The sequence below is a fragment of the Enterobacter sp. CPE_E890 genome (genome assembly GCF_046521475.1).
Taxonomy (GTDB): Bacteria; Pseudomonadota; Gammaproteobacteria; order Enterobacterales; family Enterobacteriaceae; genus Enterobacter; species Enterobacter adelaidei.
On record NZ_JBKFZW010000001.1, the window covers coordinates 3,653,150 to 3,676,630 of the forward strand.

General features: G+C 53.4%; 34 protein-coding genes and 1 pseudogene. 14 read left to right on the plus strand and 21 right to left on the minus strand.

All coding sequences use genetic code 11. The features are described 5' to 3' along the window. Positions 1-2 precede the first annotated feature (2 nt). The 3 genes from ACLHV9_RS17975 to ACLHV9_RS17985 are packed head-to-tail and all read right to left on the minus strand — an operon-like array spanning position 3 to position 2,187. On the minus strand, positions 3-299 hold the full coding sequence (locus tag ACLHV9_RS17975) for a hypothetical protein (protein ID WP_407220905.1): 297 nt from the start codon (positions 297-299) through the stop codon (positions 3-5). Beyond that, positions 296-1,966, minus strand: a complete 1,671-nt coding sequence (locus tag ACLHV9_RS17980) for a portal protein (RefSeq protein ID WP_407220906.1) — start codon at positions 1,964-1,966, stop codon at positions 296-298. Before ACLHV9_RS17980 ends, ACLHV9_RS17975 begins: the two co-directional genes overlap by 4 nt. Before the next feature lie 14 nt (positions 1,967-1,980). Then, on the minus strand, positions 1,981-2,187 hold the full coding sequence (locus ACLHV9_RS17985) for a hypothetical protein (RefSeq protein ID WP_032636549.1): 207 nt from the start codon (positions 2,185-2,187) through the stop codon (positions 1,981-1,983). Between the two features lie 728 nt (positions 2,188-2,915). Here ACLHV9_RS17985 and ACLHV9_RS17990 point away from each other — a divergent pair. Beyond that, positions 2,916-3,173: a hypothetical protein gene (locus ACLHV9_RS17990; RefSeq protein WP_407220907.1), complete on the plus strand. Its 258-nt coding sequence runs from the start codon at positions 2,916-2,918 to the stop codon at positions 3,171-3,173. A gap of 43 nt (positions 3,174-3,216) precedes the next feature. On the opposite strand, the gene ACLHV9_RS17995 is transcribed toward ACLHV9_RS17990, so the two are convergent. The 15 genes and pseudogenes from ACLHV9_RS17995 to ACLHV9_RS18065 form a co-directional block, all read right to left on the minus strand. Continuing rightward, positions 3,217-4,692, minus strand: a complete 1,476-nt coding sequence (locus ACLHV9_RS17995) for a terminase (RefSeq protein ID WP_407220908.1) — start codon at positions 4,690-4,692, stop codon at positions 3,217-3,219. Beyond that, positions 4,689-5,311: pseudogene (locus ACLHV9_RS18000) on the minus strand (terminase small subunit). The gene ACLHV9_RS17995 and the pseudogene ACLHV9_RS18000 overlap by 4 nt, the downstream one beginning before the upstream one ends. A 76-nt stretch (positions 5,312-5,387) precedes the next feature. After that, a complete protein-coding gene (locus ACLHV9_RS18005; RefSeq protein ID WP_407220909.1) occupies positions 5,388-5,726 on the minus strand; it encodes a hypothetical protein in 339 nt (112 codons plus the stop codon). After that, entirely contained in the window at positions 5,719-5,898 is a 180-nt protein-coding gene (locus ACLHV9_RS18010) for a hypothetical protein (protein WP_407220910.1), read from the minus strand. The genes ACLHV9_RS18005 and ACLHV9_RS18010 overlap by 8 nt, the downstream gene beginning before the upstream one ends. Beyond that, complete coding sequence (locus tag ACLHV9_RS18015; RefSeq protein ID WP_407220911.1) at positions 5,898-6,104, minus strand: hypothetical protein; 207 nt, start codon at positions 6,102-6,104, stop codon at positions 5,898-5,900. Before ACLHV9_RS18015 ends, ACLHV9_RS18010 begins: the two co-directional genes overlap by 1 nt. 2 nt (positions 6,105-6,106) lie before the next feature. Beyond that, positions 6,107-6,496, minus strand: a complete 390-nt coding sequence (locus ACLHV9_RS18020; RefSeq protein WP_045399488.1) for a chromosome partitioning protein ParB — start codon at positions 6,494-6,496, stop codon at positions 6,107-6,109. Further along, the gene (locus tag ACLHV9_RS18025) at positions 6,493-7,122 is read right to left on the minus strand and encodes a DUF551 domain-containing protein (RefSeq protein ID WP_407220912.1); all 630 of its coding nucleotides are present in this window, start codon (positions 7,120-7,122) and stop codon (positions 6,493-6,495) included. Before ACLHV9_RS18025 ends, ACLHV9_RS18020 begins: the two co-directional genes overlap by 4 nt. Beyond that, positions 7,119-7,661, minus strand: a complete 543-nt coding sequence (locus ACLHV9_RS18030; protein WP_407220913.1) for an ead/Ea22-like family protein — start codon at positions 7,659-7,661, stop codon at positions 7,119-7,121. The genes ACLHV9_RS18025 and ACLHV9_RS18030 overlap by 4 nt, the downstream gene beginning before the upstream one ends. After that, the gene (locus tag ACLHV9_RS18035; protein WP_407220914.1) at positions 7,658-8,179 is read right to left on the minus strand and encodes a hypothetical protein; all 522 of its coding nucleotides are present in this window, start codon (positions 8,177-8,179) and stop codon (positions 7,658-7,660) included. Before ACLHV9_RS18035 ends, ACLHV9_RS18030 begins: the two co-directional genes overlap by 4 nt. Continuing rightward, complete coding sequence (locus ACLHV9_RS18040) at positions 8,176-8,574, minus strand: hypothetical protein (RefSeq protein WP_407220915.1); 399 nt, start codon at positions 8,572-8,574, stop codon at positions 8,176-8,178. The genes ACLHV9_RS18035 and ACLHV9_RS18040 overlap by 4 nt, the downstream gene beginning before the upstream one ends. Before the next feature lie 61 nt (positions 8,575-8,635). Further along, positions 8,636-8,977 (minus strand): DUF1064 domain-containing protein, encoded by a 342-nt coding sequence (locus tag ACLHV9_RS18045; protein WP_407220916.1) that lies wholly within the window; start codon positions 8,975-8,977, stop codon positions 8,636-8,638. A 117-nt stretch (positions 8,978-9,094) separates the two neighbouring features. Then, on the minus strand, positions 9,095-9,880 hold the full coding sequence (locus ACLHV9_RS18050) for a replication protein P (RefSeq protein WP_407220917.1): 786 nt from the start codon (positions 9,878-9,880) through the stop codon (positions 9,095-9,097). Further along, complete coding sequence (locus ACLHV9_RS18055; protein WP_407220918.1) at positions 9,877-10,644, minus strand: DnaT-like ssDNA-binding domain-containing protein; 768 nt, start codon at positions 10,642-10,644, stop codon at positions 9,877-9,879. The genes ACLHV9_RS18050 and ACLHV9_RS18055 overlap by 4 nt, the downstream gene beginning before the upstream one ends. Continuing rightward, positions 10,644-10,853, minus strand: coding sequence for a hypothetical protein (locus tag ACLHV9_RS18060; RefSeq protein WP_032634929.1), 210 nt, complete (start codon positions 10,851-10,853; stop codon positions 10,644-10,646). Before ACLHV9_RS18060 ends, ACLHV9_RS18055 begins: the two co-directional genes overlap by 1 nt. Before the next feature lie 149 nt (positions 10,854-11,002). Continuing rightward, positions 11,003-11,233, minus strand: coding sequence for a hypothetical protein (locus ACLHV9_RS18065; RefSeq protein ID WP_032634928.1), 231 nt, complete (start codon positions 11,231-11,233; stop codon positions 11,003-11,005). Between the two features lie 154 nt (positions 11,234-11,387). On the opposite strand from ACLHV9_RS18065, the gene ACLHV9_RS18070 reads away from it, so the two are divergent. From ACLHV9_RS18070 to ACLHV9_RS18125, 12 genes are all read left to right on the plus strand, one after another. Continuing rightward, positions 11,388-11,978, plus strand: a complete 591-nt coding sequence (locus tag ACLHV9_RS18070; protein WP_407220919.1) for a helix-turn-helix domain-containing protein — start codon at positions 11,388-11,390, stop codon at positions 11,976-11,978. Positions 11,979-12,129: 151 nt separating this feature from the next. Further along, positions 12,130-12,279 carry a hypothetical protein gene (locus ACLHV9_RS18075; RefSeq protein WP_172751432.1) on the plus strand — a complete coding sequence of 50 codons (150 nt, stop codon included), beginning with the start codon at positions 12,130-12,132 and terminating at the stop codon, positions 12,277-12,279. After that, positions 12,276-12,545, plus strand: coding sequence for a hypothetical protein (locus ACLHV9_RS18080; protein ID WP_407220920.1), 270 nt, complete (start codon positions 12,276-12,278; stop codon positions 12,543-12,545). Before ACLHV9_RS18075 ends, ACLHV9_RS18080 begins: the two co-directional genes overlap by 4 nt. Continuing rightward, positions 12,542-12,841, plus strand: a complete 300-nt coding sequence (locus ACLHV9_RS18085) for a hypothetical protein (protein WP_407220921.1) — start codon at positions 12,542-12,544, stop codon at positions 12,839-12,841. Before ACLHV9_RS18080 ends, ACLHV9_RS18085 begins: the two co-directional genes overlap by 4 nt. Then, positions 12,838-13,737: a YqaJ viral recombinase family protein gene (locus tag ACLHV9_RS18090; protein ID WP_407220922.1), complete on the plus strand. Its 900-nt coding sequence runs from the start codon at positions 12,838-12,840 to the stop codon at positions 13,735-13,737. The genes ACLHV9_RS18085 and ACLHV9_RS18090 overlap by 4 nt, the downstream gene beginning before the upstream one ends. Before the next feature lie 9 nt (positions 13,738-13,746). Next, positions 13,747-14,769 carry a recombination protein RecT gene (gene recT, locus ACLHV9_RS18095; protein WP_407220923.1) on the plus strand — a complete coding sequence of 341 codons (1,023 nt, stop codon included), beginning with the start codon at positions 13,747-13,749 and terminating at the stop codon, positions 14,767-14,769. Positions 14,770-14,817: 48 nt separating this feature from the next. Then, positions 14,818-15,066, plus strand: coding sequence for a helix-turn-helix transcriptional regulator (locus tag ACLHV9_RS18100; protein ID WP_032634922.1), 249 nt, complete (start codon positions 14,818-14,820; stop codon positions 15,064-15,066). A 109-nt stretch (positions 15,067-15,175) separates the two neighbouring features. Next, positions 15,176-15,472 carry a PerC family transcriptional regulator gene (locus ACLHV9_RS18105; RefSeq protein WP_407220924.1) on the plus strand — a complete coding sequence of 99 codons (297 nt, stop codon included), beginning with the start codon at positions 15,176-15,178 and terminating at the stop codon, positions 15,470-15,472. Then, positions 15,465-15,623: a DUF1317 family protein gene (locus ACLHV9_RS18110; RefSeq protein ID WP_407220925.1), complete on the plus strand. Its 159-nt coding sequence runs from the start codon at positions 15,465-15,467 to the stop codon at positions 15,621-15,623. Before ACLHV9_RS18105 ends, ACLHV9_RS18110 begins: the two co-directional genes overlap by 8 nt. Further along, entirely contained in the window at positions 15,620-16,126 is a 507-nt protein-coding gene (locus ACLHV9_RS18115; protein WP_211447589.1) for a hypothetical protein, read from the plus strand. Before ACLHV9_RS18110 ends, ACLHV9_RS18115 begins: the two co-directional genes overlap by 4 nt. Then, the gene (locus ACLHV9_RS18120; RefSeq protein WP_407220926.1) at positions 16,123-16,773 is read left to right on the plus strand and encodes an MT-A70 family methyltransferase; all 651 of its coding nucleotides are present in this window, start codon (positions 16,123-16,125) and stop codon (positions 16,771-16,773) included. Before ACLHV9_RS18115 ends, ACLHV9_RS18120 begins: the two co-directional genes overlap by 4 nt. Then, entirely contained in the window at positions 16,770-17,366 is a 597-nt protein-coding gene (locus ACLHV9_RS18125) for a hypothetical protein (protein ID WP_407220927.1), read from the plus strand. The genes ACLHV9_RS18120 and ACLHV9_RS18125 overlap by 4 nt, the downstream gene beginning before the upstream one ends. 4 nt (positions 17,367-17,370) lie before the next feature. On the opposite strand, the gene ACLHV9_RS18130 is transcribed toward ACLHV9_RS18125, so the two are convergent. The 3 genes from ACLHV9_RS18130 to guaB all read right to left on the minus strand — a co-directional run bounded on the left by ACLHV9_RS18130 (position 17,371) and on the right by guaB (position 21,928). Then, complete coding sequence (locus tag ACLHV9_RS18130; RefSeq protein ID WP_407220928.1) at positions 17,371-18,624, minus strand: tyrosine-type recombinase/integrase; 1,254 nt, start codon at positions 18,622-18,624, stop codon at positions 17,371-17,373. A gap of 192 nt (positions 18,625-18,816) precedes the next feature. After that, on the minus strand, positions 18,817-20,394 hold the full coding sequence (gene guaA, locus ACLHV9_RS18135) for a glutamine-hydrolyzing GMP synthase (RefSeq protein ID WP_006811514.1): 1,578 nt from the start codon (positions 20,392-20,394) through the stop codon (positions 18,817-18,819). Between the two features lie 67 nt (positions 20,395-20,461). After that, positions 20,462-21,928 carry an IMP dehydrogenase gene (gene guaB, locus ACLHV9_RS18140; protein WP_028016101.1) on the minus strand — a complete coding sequence of 489 codons (1,467 nt, stop codon included), beginning with the start codon at positions 21,926-21,928 and terminating at the stop codon, positions 20,462-20,464. A gap of 159 nt (positions 21,929-22,087) precedes the next feature. Between guaB and xseA the strand changes: the two genes are divergently transcribed. Continuing rightward, the gene (xseA, locus tag ACLHV9_RS18145) at positions 22,088-23,461 is read left to right on the plus strand and encodes an exodeoxyribonuclease VII large subunit (RefSeq protein WP_108090898.1); all 1,374 of its coding nucleotides are present in this window, start codon (positions 22,088-22,090) and stop codon (positions 23,459-23,461) included. Positions 23,462-23,481 lie beyond the last annotated feature (20 nt).

The following is a 23,481-nucleotide window of genomic DNA, read 5'->3' on the forward strand; positions in this document are numbered from 1 at the left end:
GGTTACTCCTGTTCACTGGCCTCTGCGGCCATCTTCAGATACTGATCCGGGCAGTGCGCCATGACGCGCTGAAACAGAACCAGCGCCAGGTTGCGCTGCCCTTCGTTGAATGCTGTGATGTGCGGCTCTACGTTGAAGCAAGTGCCGAACACCTGACCTTTCTCCAGCAGTGACCAGACAACCCGGCGGCCCTGCTCGCTGCCCATAACAAACTGGATATCGTCGATATCGCGCTGAGCAAGGAGCTGCTGCTTGGCATCCAACTCTGCTTTGCGTTCTTCATCGTCGATATGCGTCATTGCTGCGCCGCCCCCACTGCGTTAGTGATTGCTGTCAGCGCGCTGGGGTCAGTGGTCTGCGTCTCGCTGAGCGTCTTGGCTCCCTGCGTAACTGCCTGTCCCATTGCCAGTGCCTGGGCTGCCTGCTGCTGTTTGGCGCGGTCTTCGCGAATCTGCTGCACCTGCTCCTGCGGAATGATGACGGTTGGGGATACGCCGGACATTTCAGAGAACGCGTCGATAGCCTGATCCACGTCGAGCTTGTCGAGTGCTTCAGGTTTGAACTGTGCGAGTTGCCCGATAAAGCCAACGGTCTGCGACAGGCTGGTGAGACCGATAGATTTCTGCGCCTGCGCCATAACGGAGATGTACTCGATGCGCAGCGGCATGCCCTGCATAACTTCCGGCGGAGGCGGAAGCATGTTCTTGCGCGCCATGATGGAGAACACGCGATCGATAAGCGGGTTAAGCGCTTCGTCGTTCAGACGCTCCAGCACCGGTCCGAGCATCAGCAACTTCTCTTCCTTCATCTCGATCACTGCTTCCACCGGCATGGAGCGGGTGTTGATGTTCTGCAGCATCATGAATAGGTCGACAAAGTAGGCGCTGTTGATGGTCTGGCGGGTGTCCTGAATGTCAGCCAGCAGGTCGGCTGTATTTGGGTTGACAAGGTAAGCAGGCTTGAAGCCGTCCTGCCCGCTAAGCACGTCGAGATAGGTCACGTCACCAGGCAGCAGGGAAACGCGCTGATTTTTCAGCGACGTAGGCGCAACCATCGGAGGGTTAGTGGCTTTGTCGATCAGCTGAGCTTTACGTTTCTGCTCAACCTGAAGGGCTTTAACCTGGCCCAGCGCCAGCATGCCAGGGCAGGAGGACGCATAAACGTCTTCGCCGTTAACTTCCCAGCGCGGAGCCAGGATCGGGAATTCGTCGAAACCAGATTCACGCAGCAGCTTGTCTGCGTCTCCGCCAGTCTCGAAATAAACAGAGCGGAACGGTTTGTTCTTGCTGTCCATCTTGCCGCTGTCGCGGTTGATGTTTGGCGTGATGCAGTGGTTTACCTCAATCCACGTCTCATACGTGCCGTTATCCCACATGCCCTTAACTGACGAACTGACGTTGTCCAGACCAAACTCCTGCACCAACTGGCGCACGGTCATCGAGAACTGGCGGAATGAGGTGTCAACGCTGCCGCGCGGGCTGTTAGCCAGGTAGTAGCTGCCAATCGGGAAAGGCATTGTGCGGATCACGTCCTGGTCATCTTCGAGCACAGCCATGGCAGCGGTGCCGAAAGTACCCAGGCTGGCGTACATGACAGGCAGTGACTGGTACAGATTCGACTTGTTGAACACTTCGTTCATGCGGCGCTGCACGACTTCAAGCCAGACTTTCACCGGTCCGTAATCCATCATGTCAGGGTCAGGCGTTGCCAACTTGAACCACGGACGGGCCGGGCTGGTTATGCCTGACATCATGCCACTGGAAAGGATGCGCTGAGCCATTGATCCGGTCGGGTCAACAATTCTGGTGTTGCGGCGATCGTCACGGTTAACGTCAGACGTCAGGAAGCGGGAACCACGCGGATTGATAAAGTCGCTCAGGTCGCGCCAGTGCGGCTCGAACGATGTGCGCTCATTCTTCAGCTGTGCGAGCTGCTTCAACAGCCGCTCTTTTTCGGTTTCCGCCATCTCTGAGCGCTCCGTTACTGACCGAGCAGCGTTTTACCGCTGGTGTTGGCTGCGGATGTGTCACCCTGGGCACCGGTCAGCATTGTCGAGTTACGACCAGCTGCTGCACGGCGGCGGCGCTCTTCGTCATCGCGGGCACTGACCACAGCGGCGTCCTGCTCCTGAGGTGCGGCCTGAACTTCTGGAGCTGCTGGCACTGATGGCTTGCTGCCGATACACATAGCGATAACCTCACACACGATTAAATTATTACCAATTTAACCATATACGGATTATTTTACGTAGTGTATTGACAGAATGGCGTGTAATTATTACCCTTCAGGTAACACAACATGAAAGCGCGCTTCAATATCGGTTCTGTGAGGTCTTGTCGCTAAATCAAAACTGGTGAGTGCGCTTCCAGGTGTGAGCAGTACGGTATATGGCACATGTGCCGCAGCGGTCCGATGGCTCCCTTGCTGTTTACGGCCAAGCGGGTAGACGGAATGTGCAAGTCAGTGTTTTCGGTATGCACGACATGACGACTCACCATCGTGGCGATACGGTGTGACACCTCGGAAGAGACGAGGATGCAACGATGAGAGCATTGGGGTGACCGGTTAAACCCGTGACGCTAACCGATACAGGCGCAGTGCTCTCAATGTTGTGGTGAATAAGGCATTAAACCGGCTACCACCGGCGATTGTTAGAAGCATCTGCGCAGAGTTGCTATGCCGAATAGACTGGTACCACAACCCCATCACGCCTTAGGACCGTGATACACGTAGTGCCAGTACCATTGCTGTGTAGTCTTGGCGGTACCAGAATCATCCCATGAAGTCGCTGGTACCGCCCTTTTTACAGCAGAACGCCATTCCGATGACGTTGCGCTGTAAACCCGTAACTGCCAAGGAAGGCACTCCGTTGATCATTCGCCCGGTTCGTCCGGGCATTTTTTTAAGGTGATAATATGAGCGATTGTTTACTAGAAATGCCAAAGTACCAGTGCCACAAAAAAGTGTGGGCCCTGAAAATTCAGCAAGTCTACTCCGTGGGAAGTAAAAACTTCATCGTTCCAGCTGATGACGGATATGATGATTTCCCTGTATCACAGGAATACATTGATAAGCACCATCCGCAGGAAGGTGGCTATTACGTTCAATACGAAGGTGGCTATGAATCTTATAGCCCTGCAGAAGCGTTTGAATCTGGCTATACGCGTATTTAACGCCGTGACATGTCACAACCAGCCCGCCGATGCGCGGGCTTTGTTATTTCCACGGGTCGTAATCTGTAACCGCTTTCCCCTGCTGGCTCTCCTGCCCAGGAATACGAATCCGTTTCGTGACCGGGAAAGCAAACGTCAGCAGTAGCGCGTCACCCTTGCCCGGCGAGCGGCCTAACCGCTCTTTGATATCTTCCTTCGGCTCAATGACGATCTTGCCATCTACCCTGACTTTGTACTCTGCCGCCGACAGGTCATCAGCCGTCTCCTGATCGTCCAGCGCGCCGCCCAGCTTAAGCCACGTCTTGCAGCTGTTGAACATCTCGCCGCGCTTGTTGAGCATCTGTGGGTCAGTAGAGCCGCCGCCGAACGGGATTAACTGCCACGTCCTGCCCCAGCCGTCACCGATGGACTTAAGCCCGGTGCCGTAGCCAAAGTCGATAAACACCGCGTCAGCCTGGTACTGATCCTCAAAGTCAGCGATGCGCTTCGCCATAATCAGATCGTCGGTGGTCTTGTTGCCGGTCCATAGCACCTTGCTGTGCAGACCCTGCCGCAGGTATATCACCGCGTCATCCACGCCGGAATACGCCGGGTCGACGCCGATAATCACCGGTGCGTGCGCCACCTGCGCAGCTGTCACTACGCGCTTCATAGCCTCGTCGGTAAGGCCGGTCGGGATAAACTGCAGTTCTGACGCGTCAGGGAAAATCCCCCGCACGCGGACCTTCACGAAGTCGCTGTCCTCTCCGTAGTCATCCACCCATTTCTGGAGCTGCTGCTTGTTGGTGCCTTCCACGGTGCGGCTGTCAATCTGCGCACACTTCCAGCGGTGCTTGTACTTGCGGAAGCATTCGCGGAAGCGCCCGGTGTTACGCGTCGGGTTCCCGAACGCCACCCAGATGATTTCGGTGTCTTCGTCCGTCAGCGCACCCTCGGCAACCTCCCACACCAGATCGGCAATGTTGGATGCTTCGTCGAATACCACGATGATGCGCTTACGCTCGTTGTGCAGCCCGGCGAACGCCTCTGTGTTGTGCTCAGACCATGGGATAGCATCAGCGCGCCAGCGCTTATCGTGGCCTGTGTCGTTGCTGTACATCGCGGTAGCAGTGCAGGTGAACCACTCTTTCGTGATAGCCAGGTTCGACCATTTGATGATTTCAGGCCAGGTCTTGGTGCGCAGCTGGTTGTCGGTGTTGGCGGTCACCACCACCTTGCAGTCCTCGCAGGTGGACATGCCCCAGTTAATCAGCATCGAGATGAATGCGGACTTGCCGATGCCGTGCCCGGATGCGCGGGCCAGCATCAGCGGCTGGTGACGCGTCGCGGGATTCTGAAGGTGATCGCGTATCTCGAGGAATGCGTCAGCCTGCCACTTTCTGGGACCGCTGGCGTGCGCCAGCTCTGTGCCTTCCTCGCCCCACGGGAACGCATACAGCGCATAGCCCAGCGGGTCATACGTGAACGAGGCGATATCCTCGACGAGCTGTTCTTCCGGCGACATGGCTGCTGCTGTCATTCTTCACCACCAGCCTGCTTCTTAACACGAGCACGAGCCTTGGCCATCTTGTCTGCTATGGTCATTCTTACGTCGATTTCCAGGCGCTCTTTGAACGCGTTGACGTCGACATGCTTACCAATCAACTCGAGGTTCTTCACCTTGTCAGGCCATTTTATTTTTTTGAGGATGGTCTCTATCGAATCCTCGTTCATGTTCATGATGGTTGAGGACAGGTCAAACCCGCTGAGTGTGGTGCGCCATATTTTAGGCCACTCGCGGATAGGTTTCAGGCTTCCGTCGTCGTTCAGAATATCCAGCACATCCATCTGGTCGATCTCCACCAGGCGCATGAGGACGTAATCAGCGCTGACGCGGTTTCGCTTGTTGCGTCCCTCCATCAGCTCGGCGATTCGTTTCTGGACGCGATCATCGCGCATATTCTGGCTGGCGAACTTAGCCGCAGTATTGGGAGAGTACCCGGCATTAATCGCCGCCTGAGTCTGATTCTCCGGGCATTTGATGTATTCCTGGCAATAGGCTTCCTTCAGAACGCTGAGAGGCTCAAATTGCGTCGATTTGCGCTTATGCGGCTTTGGTGTCGCGGGCATCATTACCACCTGAGTAATTTTATTACCATGCAGGTAATAGTACCACGCAAAACAAAGCCGCCATAGTCGGCGGCTATTGCAACTACGTAGCGATATCGTGACGTGTCACACCACAATCTTCGTTTCGTGCCACCCCTGCGTTACCCAGCACGCCGAATCACCGGCACACGGACAGGACTTCACCGGCAGCGCGTCGCCACACTTTCCGCACCGGTTGGCGCTGATAGCTTTGATGCGGCCACGCACCCGCGCATCATCCTGGCGGATCAGCAGAGCTATGTACTCGCTCAGTTCGTATGGCTCACGGCCCGGGCGTCGCCAGGCGCAGTTCCGCGCCAGCATTTCCATTTCCTGCTCGTCGAGCACCAACTCCAGCTTACGTTCACCAGCTTCCGCCTGGCGGGCACGCTGCGCTGCTTTGCGTTCTGCTGCGGTCTTAGCCATTGCCATTCTCCCTGTTCGCGTCAGCATGGCCTGCCAGATACTTGAGGAGCATGCGGTACGCTGCAAGCTGATATTCCTCGTTAATGGTTAACCCTAATGCGCATTCAGCATTTTCTCGCGATTCAAGACGCTTAATCTTTTCGGCCAGCGATTCCTTGGTTACGTCAACCATCACCCCACCTCTCTCAGTTTCAATTCATCGGCCACGGACTCTGGAACCACCACCGGCATCGGCACACGGATAACGAGCTTCTTGAGCCTGTCTACTTCCCCGGCCAGATCCAGCATGCGTGAGCGGCAATACTCTGCCTCCTCGCGCCACCAGTCGACATCCGCTTTAAGGCGGCGCATGCGCCGCTGTTTTAGTTTGCTCACCATGTTTATTTACCGAATATCCATTGATTGCCAGCATGTGCTTGAAACTTAACTGAGGTATCTGGCAGCAGCAGTTCCTGCACTACCTCGCCGGTTTCGACATAGTAATAATTGCTGTCAGTGACATTGTTAATAAATAAACCCTGTCGTTCCGCCTCACTGAGGCCGCCAATTATCTTCATGACTTTTTTACCAATAGGCCTATAGTCAGGCTCTACCCCGGCCAACTTTGCAGCTGCATAGTTATGGTGGCCATCCATTAAAATGGTGTATTGCTGACCACGCAGAACTATTGGGTACACAGAAACGATGAAGCGTTTAAATCTCAATGCACGATCAGCAACTTTTGCATTATCAAGGTATCGCTGGCTGCTAATAAGCTTTCCTTTGATCACGACTTCACCTCCTGCTGCGGTGCTGCTGGCAGTGGTTGCCAGTGGGTGACTTTAGCTCGGCTAAACCCATACTTGTCGAAAGTGGTGATGGCATAGTCGGTGGCTGAGTGCTGAGGTTTATCCATGAACACCATTATTGTGCTACCAACTTCCGGCATCCGCTCACTGCAAGCCACCCACCCATCGTGAACCACCGGAGAGTTGAGAGCATCTCGCTCTGCAAGGATTTTCTCGGCGTCGATTGCTATGTCAGAGTTGCGAATTACTTCCACCGCATCGCGCAACTTGTAAGCCGTACTTACAGGTTCGGTACCCTGAAGCATGGCTGCGCGATAGGCGTTCCAGCCGACAGCTTTTCCGTGTTCAAACGAGCTGTCAAAGTCATCATCCATTTCCATCGCAGCGGGCACAGATATCGGCGCTGGCGGGGCGGTGTAGAGCGGCACGGCATCTTCATGAAAAGATGGGGAGTACCCACACGGCCCATTCCGGAACGTACCAACAGGCTCCGCTTCGAGCGATGCCAGCGCGATACGCGCCAGCTCTGCAATTTCTTCGCCGAGAATAGCCCCGACATTTTCACGTCTGGATAATTCCGTCAGTCTCTCTTTGGTAATTGTGCTCATGATGCCTCTCCTTTACCGGCTGCGGCGGCGCGTTCCGCGTCCCACTTCTGCATGTATTCTTCGATATCACTCCATTCCTCACCTGAACTAGCCAACGCATCAATTACTGACTGGCGGTCACTGTGCTGTTCTTTACGCTCCAGCTCAGCAATCCGTTTGCATGCCGCTGTGAGTTCTGCCATGTGCTCACGGAGGCTGTCAGTTGCTGCTTCCAGCTTGTCCCAATCAGGATTGAAGTTTGCCAGCTGCGCTAGCTGGTCTTTCAAAAAGCTGATGCTCTTGTCTTTGGCTTCCAGCTCATCCAGCAGCGCCAGCACGGTGGCGGGGTCACACAACCTGAAGAACAACTCATCAGCTTCACTGTTTCCACCAATGAAACCGTACTCCATATTTTTATGGTCGGTTTGCAGAACCAAAGAGCCGTCGTTACCGAAGCACTGATATTTGATACTGCCACTGCCATCAATTCTGTCTCCGATGCGTCCAGGCGTAGCCTTCTCAGCCGCTTCACGTAATGCGCGTTTATCGATGTTGCTCATTGGGCGGCCTCCCGAGCCAACTTCTTCACTTCGCGTACAAGAGATCTCACACGCTTTTGTTCGTGAAAAAGTCTGCGGTAAAGGTCTTTGCGCATATCGTCGTACTTGATCAGCTTTTCGTAATCCCAGTACGGGTAAACGCATCCAGTGTAGGAATCACGCAAGATCTGATAATCTTCAGGAGTGATAGCCATGCCTCCGAAAAATACGTAACAGCGCTTCAGTGACTCCAAATCGCAGGAGGTTACGTCTTGATGCCCAGGCAGGAAACCAGACCACCAGTGGTCTTTAACTTTCCGCTGGCTTCCATCCCGCATATTTAGCGTCATCTCACTCCCGGCAAAAGCTTTGAAGGCTGCACTTGCTGGCGAATACAGAAGCGGGCGTTTAAATGGACCGTCACTGCCGATTAAATCTCTTCCAATCTCGTCATAGACAAAATTTAGCGGACGATTCAACACCAGCGCCTCTCTGTTATTAATCTGAACCACTGCGATAACTTTCAATTCTTCGCTCATGACTGCACTCCTTTTCGAAGCTGGGCGGCGAACTGTGCTGCAACCGCTCCAGCATCCATGAAGAAGTCATAGGATTTTTCCAGCGCTTTCTGCTCGCAGTGCTTAACTAGCATCTCCACACCCTGCGCCCGCACTTCAGCCATGAAAGCTTCGGTGGCTGGGGTTTCAATTATTCTCCTAACCACAGCAGACAATTCGACTCTGTCGCTCCAGTAATCAAATTTTGATGACATAATCACTTTTTCAGCTTTTACCGCATTTTGCTTCAGCCCCGCATTCTCCGCAGCCAGCTTCTCAGCCTGCATCTGCAGATTCTCGATAGTCGCATCAGCAGCACGGAACTCGCGCTGAGACTCTGCAAGCTTTTGCTCTAACTCTTCATAACTCGGTTTCATCTTTACCCCCGCTTACCCGTATAAGTTATTGATTACGTTGATATCAAAAAGGATCGTCGATTCAAAACGTTTCGCAGTTCCAGCCACCACCTTTGCTTTTTGGTATTGGCTTAAGCGCTCTGAACGTGAACGGGTACATGTCGGCGGCGACCTTGATTTTCACCCTGGCGTCGTCGGTCCAGAACCCTTTCACTTCATGTAACTCCATCTCACCGGTGGTGAGCATCACTGCAAAGTCCGGCGTGTAGAACGTGTTGTCAGCCAGCCGCAGCTTGATTCCTTCGAACTTGTACCAGGCGATGACAGTGCCGGTGATACGCTTCAGGTGCTCGGCATAAGCCTCTTCCGTCTTGTTCATCTGGCCTGTCTTGAGTCGACCAAGAGCCTGTAACTGCTTTTTCATGCCTTACCTCTCAGGTAATTTAAATCCACATTAGAGTTAAAATCAATAGCTATGCGCATATTTTGTTACCTGCAAGGTAACTGTACAGGCGTAAAAAAATGCGCTGCCGCGCTGGTGCTACCTGATGAGTCCTGCCGCCTTCCCTCGCCGGTATTCCTCCATTAGCCACTGGGCCGGTGTCATTCCTCCCAGGGTTGCGGCATTCGGCATGCATCCGAAGCTTTTTCCAGGAGGGTGGTAAGCACTCCCCCCTGTATCATCCGGTGTTTGTATCGGCTCTGGCTTCGCCTGGATGCTGAGAACCGGATCCGGAATCTGGTGACCGGCCGCCACTTTCGCAGCCCATTCTTCAAGCAGTTTGCGCGCATGCTTCTCAACTTCCACCTCACTCAGCTGGCGCTGGTACATTGCACGGCGGGTGTCGCACACAATCCAGTACATGACCGGGTGGCGCCACGGGAACCGCTCGGGGCCGCCGGGCTGGAGGCTTTTCTCTTTGGCGTAACGGTGAAACTCCCCCATCACGTCCTCGATGCTCACGCCAAGCACCATTTTGCTGTCCTTGCACCACTTGATGAACTGCCCGGGCGAAGGCCAGAACGGTGATTCACTGGCGCGGGCATGACGCATACCTGCCGATACCTGCTCGCGGGTACGGATCCCACCTTCTGCAAATGCGGCGATCCACTGACGCTTCGCGTCTGTTTCCTGCTGCACGGTCTTCAGGTTGGTCTGCTCAGCCGCCGGGAAGAGTTGCTTAAGCTGTTTGAACAGAGCATCGACGATACGCTCCGCGCTCATGTTTACAACGTTGTCCTGCTGGTCATGGTAATTATCCGGGCCCATCATGCGAGCCATGGCTCCAGCATCACGATTCTGAATTGCTGCGAAAACGTTATTCATAAGAAATCCTTCCAGCCCTCAGGGCTGTTCCAGTGTGGTACGTCATCTTCAGAGCTGTCACCTCGCTTTCCTGCCGCTCTTTTTTTCCTGTTCATCAGCAGCCGGGCAAACTTCTGCTCCCACTGCACGTGTTGCATCACATTGCCTTCCGCCATCCAGTAGGTAATGAATTCAAGCAGGTCTGATTTTTTGTACCCGTCAGCAGGTAGTGCATGACCCCACATCCTGGCGCGCATGACAAAGTCATCTGACGGCTGCCAGTTTTCATGCATGGTGAATTTGCCGATCGGTTCTCCGATACCCGGAACGACAACGGGAGAGATTTGAATTTCTTCGCGCGCAGAGAGAGGGGTTTTACTTTCCCTGATCCCTGTTCCCTGATCCATTCCTAATGGTACTTGTCCGGTATCAGTACCGTACTCATACGGTATTAGAGGTAAGCATCTGATTTTGCTTTCTTTTGGCTTGTTTACGACCTGATGTTTGAGGAAGTTTGTAATTGCCCCAAATTGCTTGCCATCTGAGGTGGAAAACATGGACAAATAACCACAGTTGGAAAGCTCCTGTATCAGTACCGGAATAGGAACGGACGGTTCACGGATTGGAAACACAGCCGCTTTTATCAGTTTAGGGTTGGCGTTGAAGTACCCTTCATCGTCGGCATAATTCAGCAAGCCAATCGCTAAAAGGCATGCCGGTTCTGAAAGCTCAGCCATATCTTCGTCTGTCCAGAACTCAGGCTTAATTGTGCGAATGCGCGCCATCAGATCACCTCCGGCACGTTGCCTTTCGCAGCTTCATCCATAATCCGTTTAATCTCTGCCTGCCGCCTGCGGTTTGACTCCATGGTGCATTCCACACAATGACCGTTGTAAACCCAGCGCTCGCTGTCATGGCCTCGCTTACACTGCTTCCCGGTGTAATAACGCTTCAGTCCAGCCTTTGCAGCTGACATACGAGTGATAATCTCCACACTTCACCTCAGATTCTGGTTATGGTTACGATGATTTTGTGCGATGGACGAAAAAAGATCAACCATATTCGGATCATTATTACCTGAGAGGACTGAATAGATATGAAAAGACCGCCAGAAGGCGGCCTGATGGGGGGTTGAATGAGGTTTTATTCGTAAAAGAAGATAGCCAGTTCCGGCTTTGTTCTGACCCATCCGCGTTGTTTGCATGCCTTAAACAGCCCATTCATCAATGTCTTACCGGGCATTTTCCGGCGGCCTGTCAGATGCGTCTGGATGTAATGGCTGGTCGTCCCGGCCTCGTCAGCAAAGGCATTTCGCTCATCAGGAGTGAGTTGCAACCAGTGTTTTTTGAAGTCGAATTTTTCGTTCTCGCTCATAGCTATTGCCTGATATTAATTTCAGATAACAAATACTCACCCAGAAGGTAATAAAAATCAAGGTTTGTTACCTGTGAGGTGCATTTACCTGTGGGGTAAATTCGCTTTTAATTGAACCACTAACTAATTCATATATGAGGCGAATCACCAGAGCATGAAAAGTATTCAGGATATCCGCAGGCAGAATATTAACGATATCATCGACCGTGACTTTAACGGGGTGCAGACTCGTCTGGCGGAAAGACTGGGAACTCAGGCAAACCTGGTGAACCGCTGGGCCCGCGGGCAGAAGGTTGTCGGCGACACAGTAGCGCGCAAGATTGAGAAGGCAGCAAACAAGCCGTCGAACTGGCTGGACGTCGACCACTCTATATCTGCTGTTGCCATCCCCCAGGAGGAGATCACCGCTTCCGATATCGGCCAGCTGGCGGCGCATAATCTCGAAGCGTGGATGCAGAACAACCGCGATCTGTCATCTCAGGGCAAGCTGTCGAAAGCGTCCGGCGTTGCCCAGGCGACAATCAACCGCATGCTCAACAATGAGGTTAGCGTTTCCATTTCCACCCTGGAGGCGATCGCCAGCGCGTTCGGGCGTCGCGGCTATGAGCTTCTCATCCATCCCCGCGACCCGGCTACCATCCATTACGACCGGGCCCGCTACGCATTGTTACCTGAGAGCGAGAAAAGCAAGATCGAGAGCTACGTCGATTTCGTGATTGTTCAGAACGGTAAAACTCAAGAGTAAACCAATACATTTCAGATACTAAGCCGCAATTGAGCGGCTTTTTTATTGCCCATAGCATTACCCCATGGGTAATTTTTTATAATCATACCTATTGACTTCAAACCACATAAGGATAATTATTACCTCAACGGTAACACTGAGGTAACGAATTATGCAGTGGAAAATCATCAACGGTTGGTACTGCGTTACGGCGTGCGGGCTGATGAGCACCAAGTGCCGCACTCTGCATGAAGCCATCAACTGGGCTTTTGTCACCAAGATGGCAGTCAAAACTGAAATGGATATGGGGATGAGCAAGTGAATATAGATATCGAAATTACTGCTTCTGGCATTGAAGTTGAGGCTGGCAAATATCGCGATGAAGTTAGTGTTTCTCTTTCAAATGTTGACGTTGGTTCATTGCTTGAGGAAGTCGGGCAAGAAAACGTATTTGAACACGTCGAGCTTAGTGATTACGTCGACTGGGCCGAAGCAAAAGATAAGGTTTCTGAAATTCTTGAACGCCTTTCACCTGATGAAGTTATCAGCTGGCTGCGCGACAACGGGCATATGGAAGACGAAGCATGAACATCCAGCAGATTAACAACCTGAAAAAAATCATGACCAGCATCGACAGCGACTACCAGCTGAGCCAGATGCACTACGAACGCCAGGTAGAGCTGATCGACGCAATTAAGCATCACCAGCTGCAGAGACCTTTCTACGAGCTTGAGCGCAAAGGCGTTCGCACGGAGATTCTGGAAGAGCTGATGATGAGCCCGGAGTTTGAAGAAGCTCTCGCAGCGTACCAGGCCGCGCTGACCAGCATCATCGCGAAATGGGATCTGGCTGACAAGTTGGACACAGCGAGGAACGCGGCATGATGCATAACGTCGGCAGCATGGACAGGACCAAATACCTCGGCGGCAGTGATGTCGCCGGTATTCTCGGGATTAGCCCTTGGCGTACTCCGCTTGAGGTGTATCTGGATAAGGTTCAGCCACGCATCAAGCCAGTAGATCCTTCAAAGCAGAAAGTTTTCACGCGTGGGCAGCGCATGGAGCCATACGTAATTGACCTGCTTTCTGAAGAGACAGGCCTGGAAATTATTCATCGCGGCAACCGGTATATCCACCGAGATTACGGCTTTATCGCAGCTGAGATCGATGCAGAAGCGGCTACCGGCGAGAACATCGAGATCAAAACAGTTAGCCCGTTCAAGGCCAGGGAATGGGGAGAGGTTCAGACCGATGCGATCCCTGTTCATTACACGGCGCAGGCCATGCATGGACTGATGGTTACAGGAAAGCAGGTATGCGTATTCGGCGTCCTGATCGGCGGGGACGATTTCCGTATTTATCGCGTTGATCGCGATGAGGAAACAATTCAGGCGATCCTGGAGAAAGAGGTCGCCTTCTGGGACAGGGTGATAAACCTGAACCCACCGGAGGCCACAACCGTCAGCGATATTTCTCTGATGTTTGAGAAGGATGCTGGTTCAAGCATCGAGGCAGACGGTAAGGCCCTGGCACTTTTCAACGACCTGCGCGACATGAAATCACGCTGCAAGTCGCTGGAAGCAGAAATCGCCGTATCGGAAGAGAAGCTGAAGCTGTACATGCAGGAGCATTCAATACTGACGCTCGACGGGAAACCGATTTGCACATGGAAATCTCAGGTAAGCAACCGTTTCGATCAGAAATTATTCCAGGTTGAGCACCCTGACCTGTACGAAAAATTCAAAACAGCAACGACATCACGCGTTTTCAGAATGAAGTAAGGAGAAAAAATGTCTACCACCGCACTTAAGGCAGCAGCGACCGGCAACCAGGTTGCGCAGCATAACGAGAAACCTACCACCCTGGCCGGGCTTCTCGCTGATCCAAAAATTAAGGCTCAGATGGCTCTGGCTCTTCCAAAGCACATGACAGCTGACCGACTGGCACGCATCGCCACTACTGAGATCCGCAAGGTTCCAAAACTGGCCGCATGCGACCAGGCCAGTTTCCTAGGGGCAATTATGCAATGCGCTCAACTCGGGCTGGAACCGGGCGGAGCACTGGGACACGCGTACCTGATTCCGTTCGATAAGCGCCAGAAAGTTAATGGTCGCTGGGAAACGGTATCGACAGAAGCTCAGCTGATCATTGGCTATCGCGGGATGATTGACCTTGCGCGCCGCTCCGGGCAGATCCTGAGCATCTCAGCGCGCACAGTCCATGTAAACGACAAATTCAGCTACTCATACGGTCTGGAAGAAACGCTCGAGCACTCACCTTGCGAAACCGGTGATCGCGGCGAACTGACCCATGTATACGCAGTGGCCCGCCTGAAAGATGGCGGCGTCCAGTTCGAAGTTATGAGCCGGGCAGACGTTGAAAAAGTACGGGCCCTGAGCAAAGCCGGCAGCAGTGGCCCATGGGTTGACCACTTCGATGAAATGGCGAAAAAGACGGTGATCCGCCGCCTGTTCAAATACCTGCCTGTTTCTATCGAACTGCAAAAAGCTGTTGTGATGGATGAACGCGCGGAAGCTGGCTTGAGCCAGGATAACGCGGCAGTTATCACCGGAGAGTATTCCGTTGTTGATGATGAGCAGCATAGCCTGACGGTGGTTTCTGACTCTGACCGTGAAGAAGCGCGGGAATACGTCAGCGCAATTCTGAACAGCCTCGATTCATCCGCAGCAGATGCCAAGGCGATGTTTAAGCGTGCCGAAGATGAGATCAACGCCATGGCTGAAAAGCTCGGTGAAGAATACCACCAGGGATTTATGACGACGCTAAACGATATGCGTCCTGAATTCGAATAACACCACCGTGGCGCCACGGCGCCACACCTGCAACCAAGAGAGGTATTTATGAAAGGTGCATTTGGTAAGAAGGAACTCCTGGCGGTGGTGCCACTGTCATGGAGCACGATTGACCGCCTGGAACAGGCTGGCGAATTCCCGTCTCGTTTCTGGATCACAGATCGCCGCTGCGCGTGGGACCAGAGCGAAGTTGAAGCCTGGCTGGATAAACGTAAGGCGGCAAGCCCGGCGACGTTCACCGGAAAAAAGCCGCCAGTTGACCGCCGCGTGTATCGCCCGGTGAGTGCGGCAGCATGACGGCGCTGAAGAAGCATATCGGCAGATGGTCAGATGTGTACCTGTATCTGGCCGTGGTCGCCTACCTGATGTGGCTGGCGGCGGTAATCAGTTGAGAGGTCTGGATCAGATGAAAAAGACGAAACTTGAGCGCTATCACGAAGACTACGTATCGCAGCGCCGTGTTGAAAGGGTGGTGGCAGTAACGCCGGAAGCGATGGAGATCGAAAGCCGGGCTATTGACCGTGAGCGCCGCGGGCATTATCGCATCGCTGCCCGTCTCTGGCTCCAGTGCCTGGATGCAGCCGTCGGTGAAGTGGAACGCGCCCGCATCGCGGTGCGCCGCCAGCAGTGCATCACCAAAGGTAACCGCAAGCTGCACCTGGACTACAGCGGTATAGGATGTCGCGGGGTGGTGTATGACTAACCCTCACGACGGGATCACCGTGGGCAGTATCACGCTGGTTTATTCGACTCTGCGCCGCGGGTGGTTGGCACCAGGCGGCCAGGTTATCAGAAACCCATTGAAGGATCAGCGCCTGGCTGAGCTGATGAACAGCAAGAAGGTGGCAGCATGACTGACGGATATATCAATGAACTCGAAATGGGGAAATGCGGTGAATATTACGCAATTTTCTCGTTAACCAAACAAGGGTTTATTTGTTTCCCGTCAGACCAGGGATTGCCATATGACATCGTTGTCCAGAGCGGAGGAAGGTTATTGCGTGGGCAGGTCAGATCGACACTACGCATGAGAGATTACGGCAAATCAAAAAATGTTTACAGATTTAGCACAAGAACCGGGAAAGGGAGCATTAGAGCTACTCAATGTGGATCTTGTGATTTTTATGCATTTGTTGTTATCGAAGATGAAAAAATAGGTTTCATGGCAGCAAAGGAGCTTATCAGCTGCAAAAACATTGGCTCAATAAAACAAACTTTGGAATTTCGCACTGAAGATAAAGTTTACCCAGGGCGAATTTACCCTACCGGTAAGCAAAGAATGCTTGATTACTCAAGAAATATCGAATCGCTTTCATCGTTTCGTCGCGTAACTGAACTGTTGAGGAAAAAATCATGACAACTAAAAAATACACCTTAATTTATAGCGATCCGCCTTGGGTTTACCGTGACAAAGCAGCCGACGGTGAGCGCGGCGCGGGGTTCAAGTATCCGGTTATGAACGTGCTGGATATCTGCCGCCTGCCAGTGTGGGATCTGGCTGCCGAAGATTGCCTGCTCGCGATGTGGTGGGTTCCGACTCAGCCGGTTGAAGCTCTGAAGGTTGTCGAAGCGTGGGGTTTCAAACTGATGACGATGAAGGGATTCACCTGGCACAAAACGAATAAGCACAAAGGCAACAGCGCGATCGGCATGGGCCATATGACCAGGGCGAACAGCGAAGACTGCCTGTTTGCGGTACGCGGAAAGCTGCCGGCGCGCATGGACGCTTCGATCTGCCAGCATGTCACGGCGCCGCGCCTGGAGAACTCGCGCAAGCCGGATGTAATCAGGGAGAAACTTGTGCAGTTGCTGGGTGATGTGCCGCGCATTGAGCTATTCGCACGTCAGTCGTCACATGGCTTTGACGTATGGGGAAACCAGTGCGAAGGTCAGGCGGTTAAGTTGCATCCCGGCTATGCGCTGGACATTTCAGGCATTTCACAGGCATTAAAAAACGCCAAGTTGTCACCAACAGACAACCAGGGCCGGGAGCGTGCAGCATGAAGCTGATTGATATTTTGGTGCGGGAATTACCGAAGCATGGCGGCTGGCCTGAAGGTGCGGTTGAGTGCTGCCGTCACAAGTTAGGAAATAGCATAGACTTCTATGACGAAACTGGTAATTGGGATGATGATTGCTACCTAAAGTACGGGAAAGACTTCGCCAAAGATTGCATATACGAGCCGAAGGCTGAGACGGATTCTCTTCAGTTAATATCTCGCTCGGAATACGAAGCCGCACTTGCAGCCAGCAAGCCAGAATGGGATGGCGAGGGATTGCCTCCGGTGGGTGTTAACGCAGAGGTGCTCTTTGCCGCCGACACAGAGCCAAAATGGTTTTCTTTCTTAGCGAAGTTTATTGGCGAAAATCATGTTATTGCTCTGGTTGACCTGGAAGAAATTAGCTACAAGAAAGACGAACTTTTAACATCGGATGTTAAGTTTGCACCACTTCGCTCAGAGGAGGACAGGAAGCGCGATGCAGCGATAAGCGCCATCGATGCAGCTTGCTTATTGGTAAGGGATGCCAGCAAGACAGCTGCAGCAATTTACGATGCTATAGCCGCAGGTGACATCCCGGGCGTTAAGATTGAATAACGGCTTAATCCTTTCCTTCCATCCACCTCTCAAACTTCGACGGGGAGAACGGCACCAGATCGGTGTGCTCCCCGTTAATCCAGGCATCAACCATATCCGCCCACTGCTGCAACATATAGGCGCGCTGCCGGGCATACTCCGCTTTATTGTAAACCGCTCTCGTCCCTTTCTGCTTTCTGGCCTGGCCTTTCTCTATCCAGTCTGATGGATAATCAGCTTCATGAAGGTTAGTACTGGCGGTACGTCGAAGATCATGCACAGTAAAGCGTTCAAAGTGATAACCCGATTCGTTTATGCGCGCCACTACGCGGTCGATCAGGGAATTAAGCGAGGCGTTAGAGATAGGTTTGTTGAAGTCGTATCTGCCAGGCACAAGATAAATACTGCCGCCTGCACACATCTGAAGGGTCACCATTAAATCAAGAGCCTGCCGGGAAAGGTAAATTGAATGAGGTTTCCCGCTCTTCATTCTTTCGCCCGGAATGGTCCATACCCCTTTGGTGAAGCTTATCTCTTTAAGCTCGGCGTTGGTGAACTCTCCTTTCCTGACCATCGTCAGCAGAACGAGCTTGATTGCCATCTTCAGCGTTCCCATTGCACTGAAACTATCCAGCGCACGGAAAAAAACACCAATTTCTTCTGGACTAAGGTATCGCTCCCGGTCCACAAATGTGGCAATGGATGACGGTTTTATATCAGCAGCTGGGTTATAGAACCCGTGCCCTCTGTCATTAGCATGACGGTACACACTGCTGATTATCTCCCGGGCTCTTACTGCTGTTGCATTACCACCGCGCTGGACGATTTTATCGCACAAATCACGAACCGACGCTGTGGTGATCTCAGTCATTAGTTTGTTGCCGAGTGACGGTATCAGGTCACGATCAATGATCGCCAGCTTAAGCTCCCGCGTACTGTCGGCCAGCGTGGCATTCTTCATATAACTGTCGGTATGTACCGCGAACGTCTCAGCCCCACGGATTTTTTTAATACCGTCTCGTTTCGCCGCAGCAGGCGACTGGCCTGCCTTCACGAGCTTTTTAGCGTTAATCAATTCTTCTCTCGCTTCCGCCAGGCTGATACCGTCACGCCCATACTGGCCGATCACCAGCGTTTCCCGGCGGCCGTTGATTCGGTAGTCGTAGCGGAAAGAGACAGAGCCTGACGTGAGCACGGCGACATACAGCCCGTCACGGTCGGAAACCTTATAAAGTTTCTCTTGCGGCTTCAGGTTTTTCAGTTTGGTATCGGTAAGCATAATTCACCCGTAATGCATCCATGTTTTTGTCGGTACGAGAGTATACCTTTCGGGTAATACCGTCACCTGTACCGACGAAAAATGTGGTGTAGAGTGAATAGATATGAGTAGATATAAACAAAAACCCTCTGTAATTACAGAGGGTTAGATATTAAAATGAATAGATATGATGAGCTATGAGATAGCTATACATCATTCCCACTCAATCGTAGCCGGTGGCTTACCGCTGATGTCATATACGACCCGCGATATGCCATTGACTTCATTGATTATTCTGTTAGACACGCGGCCCAGGAAGTCATACGGCAGGTGCGCCCAGTGCGCGGTCATGAAGTCGATGGTTTCTACCGCACGCAGGGAGACAACCCAGTCGTACTTACGGCCATCGCCCATTACGCCTACAGAGCGAACCGGCAGGAACACGGTGAACGCCTGGCTTACCTTGTTGTACAGGTCAGCTTTGTGCAGCTCTTCGATGAAGATCGCGTCCGCGCGACGCAGCAGGTCGCAGTACTCTTTCTTCACTTCGCCCAGCACACGCACGCCCAGACCCGGGCCCGGGAACGGGTGACGGTAGAGCATATCGTACGGTAGACCCAGTTCCAGACCGATCTTACGCACTTCGTCTTTGAACAGCTCGCGCAGCGGTTCGACCAGCCCCATCTTCATCTCTTTCGGCAGGCCGCCCACGTTGTGGTGAGATTTGATGACGTGCGCTTTACCGGTGGCGGAGGCCGCGGATTCGATAACGTCAGGGTAGATAGTGCCTTGCGCCAGCCATTTCACGTCTTCCAGCTTCAGCGCTTCTTCATCGAACACTTCAACGAACACGCGGCCGATGATTTTACGTTTCGCTTCCGGATCGTTCTCGCCTTTCAGCGCGTCCAGGAAGCGCTGCTCGCCTTCCACGTGAACGATGTTCAGACCGAAGTGGTCACCAAACATGTCCATAACCTGCTGGGCTTCGTTCAGACGCAGCAGACCATTGTCGACGAAGACACAGGTCAGGTTTTTGCCGATCGCGCGGTGCAGCAGCATCGCGGTCACGGAGGAGTCAACGCCGCCGGAGAGGCCGAGGATCACTTTGTCATCGCCAACCTGTTGGCGGATACGCTCAACGGCGTCGTCGATGATTTTTGCCGGGGTCCACAGGGCTTCACACTGGCAGATGTCACGCACGAAGCGCTCCAGCATGCGCATACCCTGACGGGTGTGGGTCACTTCCGGGTGGAACTGCACGCCGTAGAAGCGTTTTTCTTCGTTTGCCATGATAGCGAACGGGCAGCTCTCGGTGCTGGCAACGGTCACGAAGTCAGACGGGATGGCGGTGACTTTGTCGCCGTGGCTCATCCACACGTCCAGCAGCGGTTTGCCGTCTGCGGTCAGGGAGTCTTCGATACCGCGCACCAGCGCGCTGTCGGTGACAACTTCTACCTGCGCGTAGCCAAACTCACGCTCGTTAGAACCTTCGACGTGGCCGCCAAGCTGCATTGCCATGGTCTGCATGCCGTAGCAAACGCCGAATACCGGCACGCCAGCTTCGAACACGTACTGCGGTGCGCGTGGGCTGTTCTCTTCGGTAGTACTTTCCGGGCCGCCAGAAAGGATGATGCCGCTTGGATTGAATTCGCGAATCTGTGCTTCCGTGACATCCCACGCCCACAGTTCACAGTAAACGCCCAGTTCACGTACGCGACGCGCCACCAGCTGAGTGTACTGAGAACCAAAGTCCAGGATGAGAATGCGATGTTTATGAATGTTTTCCGTCATTGACGCTAATTCCGAGGCAAGTGAAACAAAAACAGAGCGCCCGGCAGGAGCCGGGCGCGGAAACTTATCAGGAGCCCAGACGGTAGTTCGGGGACTCTTTGGTGATCGTCACGTCGTGAACGTGGCTCTCCTGGATACCCGCACCGCTGATGCGTACGAATTCCGCTTTAGTACGCAGCAGGTCAATGGTACCACAGCCGGTCAGACCCATACAGGAGCGCAGGCCGCCCATCTGTTGGTGAATGATCTCTTTCAGACGGCCTTTATAGGCAACGCGACCTTCGATACCTTCCGGTACCAGTTTGTCAGCGGCGTTATCGGTCTGGAAGTAACGGTCAGAGGAACCTTTGGACATCGCGCCCAGAGAGCCCATACCGCGGTAAGATTTGTAAGAACGGCCCTGGTAGAGTTCGATTTCACCCGGGGATTCTTCGGTACCAGCCAGCATAGAGCCTACCATCACCGCAGCAGCACCTGCGGCGATCGCTTTAGCGATGTCACCAGAGAAGCGGATACCGCCGTCAGCGATAACCGGAATACCGGTGCCTTCCAGCGCTTCAACCGCGTCAGACACTGCAGTGATCTGTGGAACGCCCACGCCGGTCACGATACGGGTAGTACAGATGGAGCCAGGACCGATACCCACTTTCACCGCGCTGCAACCAGCGTCAGCCAGTGCGCGAGCACCTGCGCCCGTTGCCACGTTACCGCCGATGATCTGCAGGTCAGGGTATTTAGCACGGGTATCACGAATACGTTGCAGAACGCCTTCGGAGTGGCCGTGAGAAGAGTCAATCAGCAGCACGTCAACGCCCGCAGCAACCAGCGCATCAACACGCTCTTCGTTACCGGCACCCGCGCCAACTGCAGCACCTACGCGCAGACGGCCATGCTCGTCTTTACAGGCGTTAGGTTTACGTTCTGCTTTCTGGAAATCTTTAACGGTGATCATGCCGCGCAGGTGGAAGTTTGCATCCACAACCAGCGCTTTCTCAACGCGTTTTTCGTGCATTTTAGCGAACACGACGTCACGGGCTTCGCCTTCACGAACGGTTACCAGACGCTCTTTCGGTGTCATATAAACACTGACAGGCTGGTTCAGGTCGGTCACGAAACGCACGTCACGACCGGTAATGATACCGACCAGTTCGTTGGCTTCAGTCACAACCGGGTAACCGGCAAAGCCGTTACGTTCGGTCAGGGCTTTCACTTCGTGCAGGGTGGTGGTTGGCAGAACGGTCTGTGGGTCAGACACGATACCGGATTCATGTTTCTTCACGCGGCGAACTTCTTCAGCCTGACGCTCGATAGACATGTTTTTGTGAATAAAGCCGATGCCACCTTCCTGTGCCAGGGCGATAGCCAGGCGCGCTTCAGTCACGGTGTCCATTGCCGCAGAGAGCATAGGAATGTTCAGGCGAATGGTTTTCGTCAACTGCGTGCTGAGATCGGCAGTATTCGGCAGAACAGTGGAGTGAGCGGGAACAAGGAGGACGTCGTCAAACGTCAGTGCTTCTTTAGCGATACGTAGCATGGGCAATATCTCTGACCTGGGTGGTTAAATATTGCCGTGGCATTATACAGAGCGTAACCGATTGCATCCACACTTTTTTATAAAAAAACCTTGCACTCCCCTCTCAGCAGGTTACTATCGACTGAATAACTTGCTGATTTAGAATTTGATCCCGCTCACATGTTATCCTCTCAACCCCCTTCAATTTTTACCGTTAGCCGCCTTAATCAAACGGTTCGTTTACTGCTTGAGCAGGAAATGGGGCAAGTGTGGATCAGCGGTGAGATCTCAAACTTCACGCAGCCGTCATCCGGTCACTGGTACTTTACGCTAAAAGACGATACCGCCCAGGTGCGTTGCGCGATGTTCCGCAACAGCAACCGTCGCGTGACGTTCCGTCCTCAGCACGGCCAGCAGGTTCTGGTTCGCGCCAATATCACGTTGTATGAACCGCGCGGCGACTATCAGATTATCGTCGAGAGCATGCAGCCTGCGGGCGAAGGCTTGCTACAGCAGAAGTATGAACAGCTAAAAGCAAAACTCTCGGAAGAGGGGTTGTTCGACCAGCAGTTCAAAAAGCCGCTCCCCTCTCCTGCCCACTGCGTTGGGGTTATTACTTCAAAAACCGGTGCGGCCCTGCACGATATTTTGCACGTGCTCAAGCGTCGTGACCCTTCCCTACCCGTGATCATCTACCCAACCGCCGTACAGGGTGACGATGCACCGGGCCACATTGTCCGCGCCATTGAACTGGCGAATGCGCGTCAGGAGTGCGACGTGCTGATAGTCGGACGTGGCGGCGGCTCGCTGGAAGACCTGTGGAGCTTTAACGACGAACGTGTGGCACGAGCGATTTTCGCAAGCCATATCCCTGTCGTGAGCGCCGTCGGGCACGAAACGGACGTCACCATCGCGGATTTTGTTGCGGATTTACGCGCCCCTACGCCGTCCGCAGCAGCGGAAGTGGTGAGCCGCAACCAGCTGGAGCTGCTGCGTCAGCTTCAGAACGGCCAGCAGCGTCTTGAAATGGCGATGGACTACTTCCTCGCAAACCGTACCCGTCGTTTTACCCAGCTTCATCATCGACTGCAGCAGCAGCACCCACAACTGCGACTGGCGCGTCAGCAGACCGTCCTGGAGCGCCTGCGTCAGCGTATGAATTTCGCGCTGGATAACCAGCTCAAGCGCGCGGTGTCGCGTCAGCAGCGCGTCACGCAGCGCCTGAACCAGGGGAACCCGCAGCCGAAAATTTATCGCGCGCAAACGCGGATCCAGCAGCTCGAATATCGTCTGGCAGAGAATATCCGTACGCGGCTGAGCTCAACCCGCGAACGCTTTGGCAATGCGGTGACCCATCTTGAAGCGGTTAGCCCTCTCTCCACGCTGGCGCGCGGCTATAGCGTGACGACGGCGACAGACGGCAAAGTGCTGAAGCAAACTAAACAGGTGAATACCGGTGATGTGCTGACGACACGTCTTTCAGACGGTTGGGTAGAAAGCGAAGTGAAATCAATTAAACCGGTGAAAAAAACGCGCCAGCGTAAAACCGGATAATTCTTCGCCGGTTACTTACT

Coding starts and splice junctions, on each gene's coding strand:
- ACLHV9_RS18055 (WP_407220918.1), bottom strand. CDS start 10,644: ATGGCGCGCATTCGCACAATTAAGCCTGAGTTCTGGACAGACGAAGAT.
- ACLHV9_RS18105 (WP_407220924.1), top strand. CDS start 15,176: ATGAAAAAGACGAAACTTGAGCGCTATCACGAAGACTACGTATCGCAG.
- ACLHV9_RS17975 (WP_407220905.1), bottom strand. CDS start 299: ATGACGCATATCGACGATGAAGAACGCAAAGCAGAGTTGGATGCCAAG.
- ACLHV9_RS18010 (WP_407220910.1), bottom strand. CDS start 5,898: ATGGTTGACGTAACCAAGGAATCGCTGGCCGAAAAGATTAAGCGTCTT.
- ACLHV9_RS18085 (WP_407220921.1), top strand. CDS start 12,542: ATGAACATCCAGCAGATTAACAACCTGAAAAAAATCATGACCAGCATC.
- ACLHV9_RS18125 (WP_407220927.1), top strand. CDS start 16,770: ATGAAGCTGATTGATATTTTGGTGCGGGAATTACCGAAGCATGGCGGC.
- ACLHV9_RS18040 (WP_407220915.1), bottom strand. CDS start 8,574: ATGAAACCGAGTTATGAAGAGTTAGAGCAAAAGCTTGCAGAGTCTCAG.
- guaA (WP_006811514.1), bottom strand. CDS start 20,394: ATGACGGAAAACATTCATAAACATCGCATTCTCATCCTGGACTTTGGT.
- ACLHV9_RS18070 (WP_407220919.1), top strand. CDS start 11,388: ATGAAAAGTATTCAGGATATCCGCAGGCAGAATATTAACGATATCATC.
- ACLHV9_RS18005 (WP_407220909.1), bottom strand. CDS start 5,726: ATGGCTAAGACCGCAGCAGAACGCAAAGCAGCGCAGCGTGCCCGCCAG.
- ACLHV9_RS18110 (WP_407220925.1), top strand. CDS start 15,465: ATGACTAACCCTCACGACGGGATCACCGTGGGCAGTATCACGCTGGTT.
- ACLHV9_RS17995 (WP_407220908.1), bottom strand. CDS start 4,692: ATGACAGCAGCAGCCATGTCGCCGGAAGAACAGCTCGTCGAGGATATC.
- ACLHV9_RS18050 (WP_407220917.1), bottom strand. CDS start 9,880: ATGAATAACGTTTTCGCAGCAATTCAGAATCGTGATGCTGGAGCCATG.
- ACLHV9_RS18130 (WP_407220928.1), bottom strand. CDS start 18,624: ATGCTTACCGATACCAAACTGAAAAACCTGAAGCCGCAAGAGAAACTT.
- ACLHV9_RS17980 (WP_407220906.1), bottom strand. CDS start 1,966: ATGGCGGAAACCGAAAAAGAGCGGCTGTTGAAGCAGCTCGCACAGCTG.
- ACLHV9_RS18065 (WP_032634928.1), bottom strand. CDS start 11,233: ATGAGCGAGAACGAAAAATTCGACTTCAAAAAACACTGGTTGCAACTC.
- ACLHV9_RS18015 (WP_407220911.1), bottom strand. CDS start 6,104: ATGGTGAGCAAACTAAAACAGCGGCGCATGCGCCGCCTTAAAGCGGAT.
- xseA (WP_108090898.1), top strand. CDS start 22,088: ATGTTATCCTCTCAACCCCCTTCAATTTTTACCGTTAGCCGCCTTAAT.
- ACLHV9_RS18030 (WP_407220913.1), bottom strand. CDS start 7,661: ATGAGCAACATCGATAAACGCGCATTACGTGAAGCGGCTGAGAAGGCT.
- ACLHV9_RS18100 (WP_032634922.1), top strand. CDS start 14,818: ATGAAAGGTGCATTTGGTAAGAAGGAACTCCTGGCGGTGGTGCCACTG.
- ACLHV9_RS18035 (WP_407220914.1), bottom strand. CDS start 8,179: ATGAGCGAAGAATTGAAAGTTATCGCAGTGGTTCAGATTAATAACAGA.
- ACLHV9_RS17990 (WP_407220907.1), top strand. CDS start 2,916: ATGAGCGATTGTTTACTAGAAATGCCAAAGTACCAGTGCCACAAAAAA.
- ACLHV9_RS18120 (WP_407220926.1), top strand. CDS start 16,123: ATGACAACTAAAAAATACACCTTAATTTATAGCGATCCGCCTTGGGTT.
- ACLHV9_RS18075 (WP_172751432.1), top strand. CDS start 12,130: ATGCAGTGGAAAATCATCAACGGTTGGTACTGCGTTACGGCGTGCGGG.
- recT (WP_407220923.1), top strand. CDS start 13,747: ATGTCTACCACCGCACTTAAGGCAGCAGCGACCGGCAACCAGGTTGCG.
- ACLHV9_RS18090 (WP_407220922.1), top strand. CDS start 12,838: ATGATGCATAACGTCGGCAGCATGGACAGGACCAAATACCTCGGCGGC.
- ACLHV9_RS18025 (WP_407220912.1), bottom strand. CDS start 7,122: ATGAGCACAATTACCAAAGAGAGACTGACGGAATTATCCAGACGTGAA.
- ACLHV9_RS18115 (WP_211447589.1), top strand. CDS start 15,620: ATGACTGACGGATATATCAATGAACTCGAAATGGGGAAATGCGGTGAA.
- guaB (WP_028016101.1), bottom strand. CDS start 21,928: ATGCTACGTATCGCTAAAGAAGCACTGACGTTTGACGACGTCCTCCTT.
- ACLHV9_RS17985 (WP_032636549.1), bottom strand. CDS start 2,187: ATGTGTATCGGCAGCAAGCCATCAGTGCCAGCAGCTCCAGAAGTTCAG.
- ACLHV9_RS18045 (WP_407220916.1), bottom strand. CDS start 8,977: ATGAAAAAGCAGTTACAGGCTCTTGGTCGACTCAAGACAGGCCAGATG.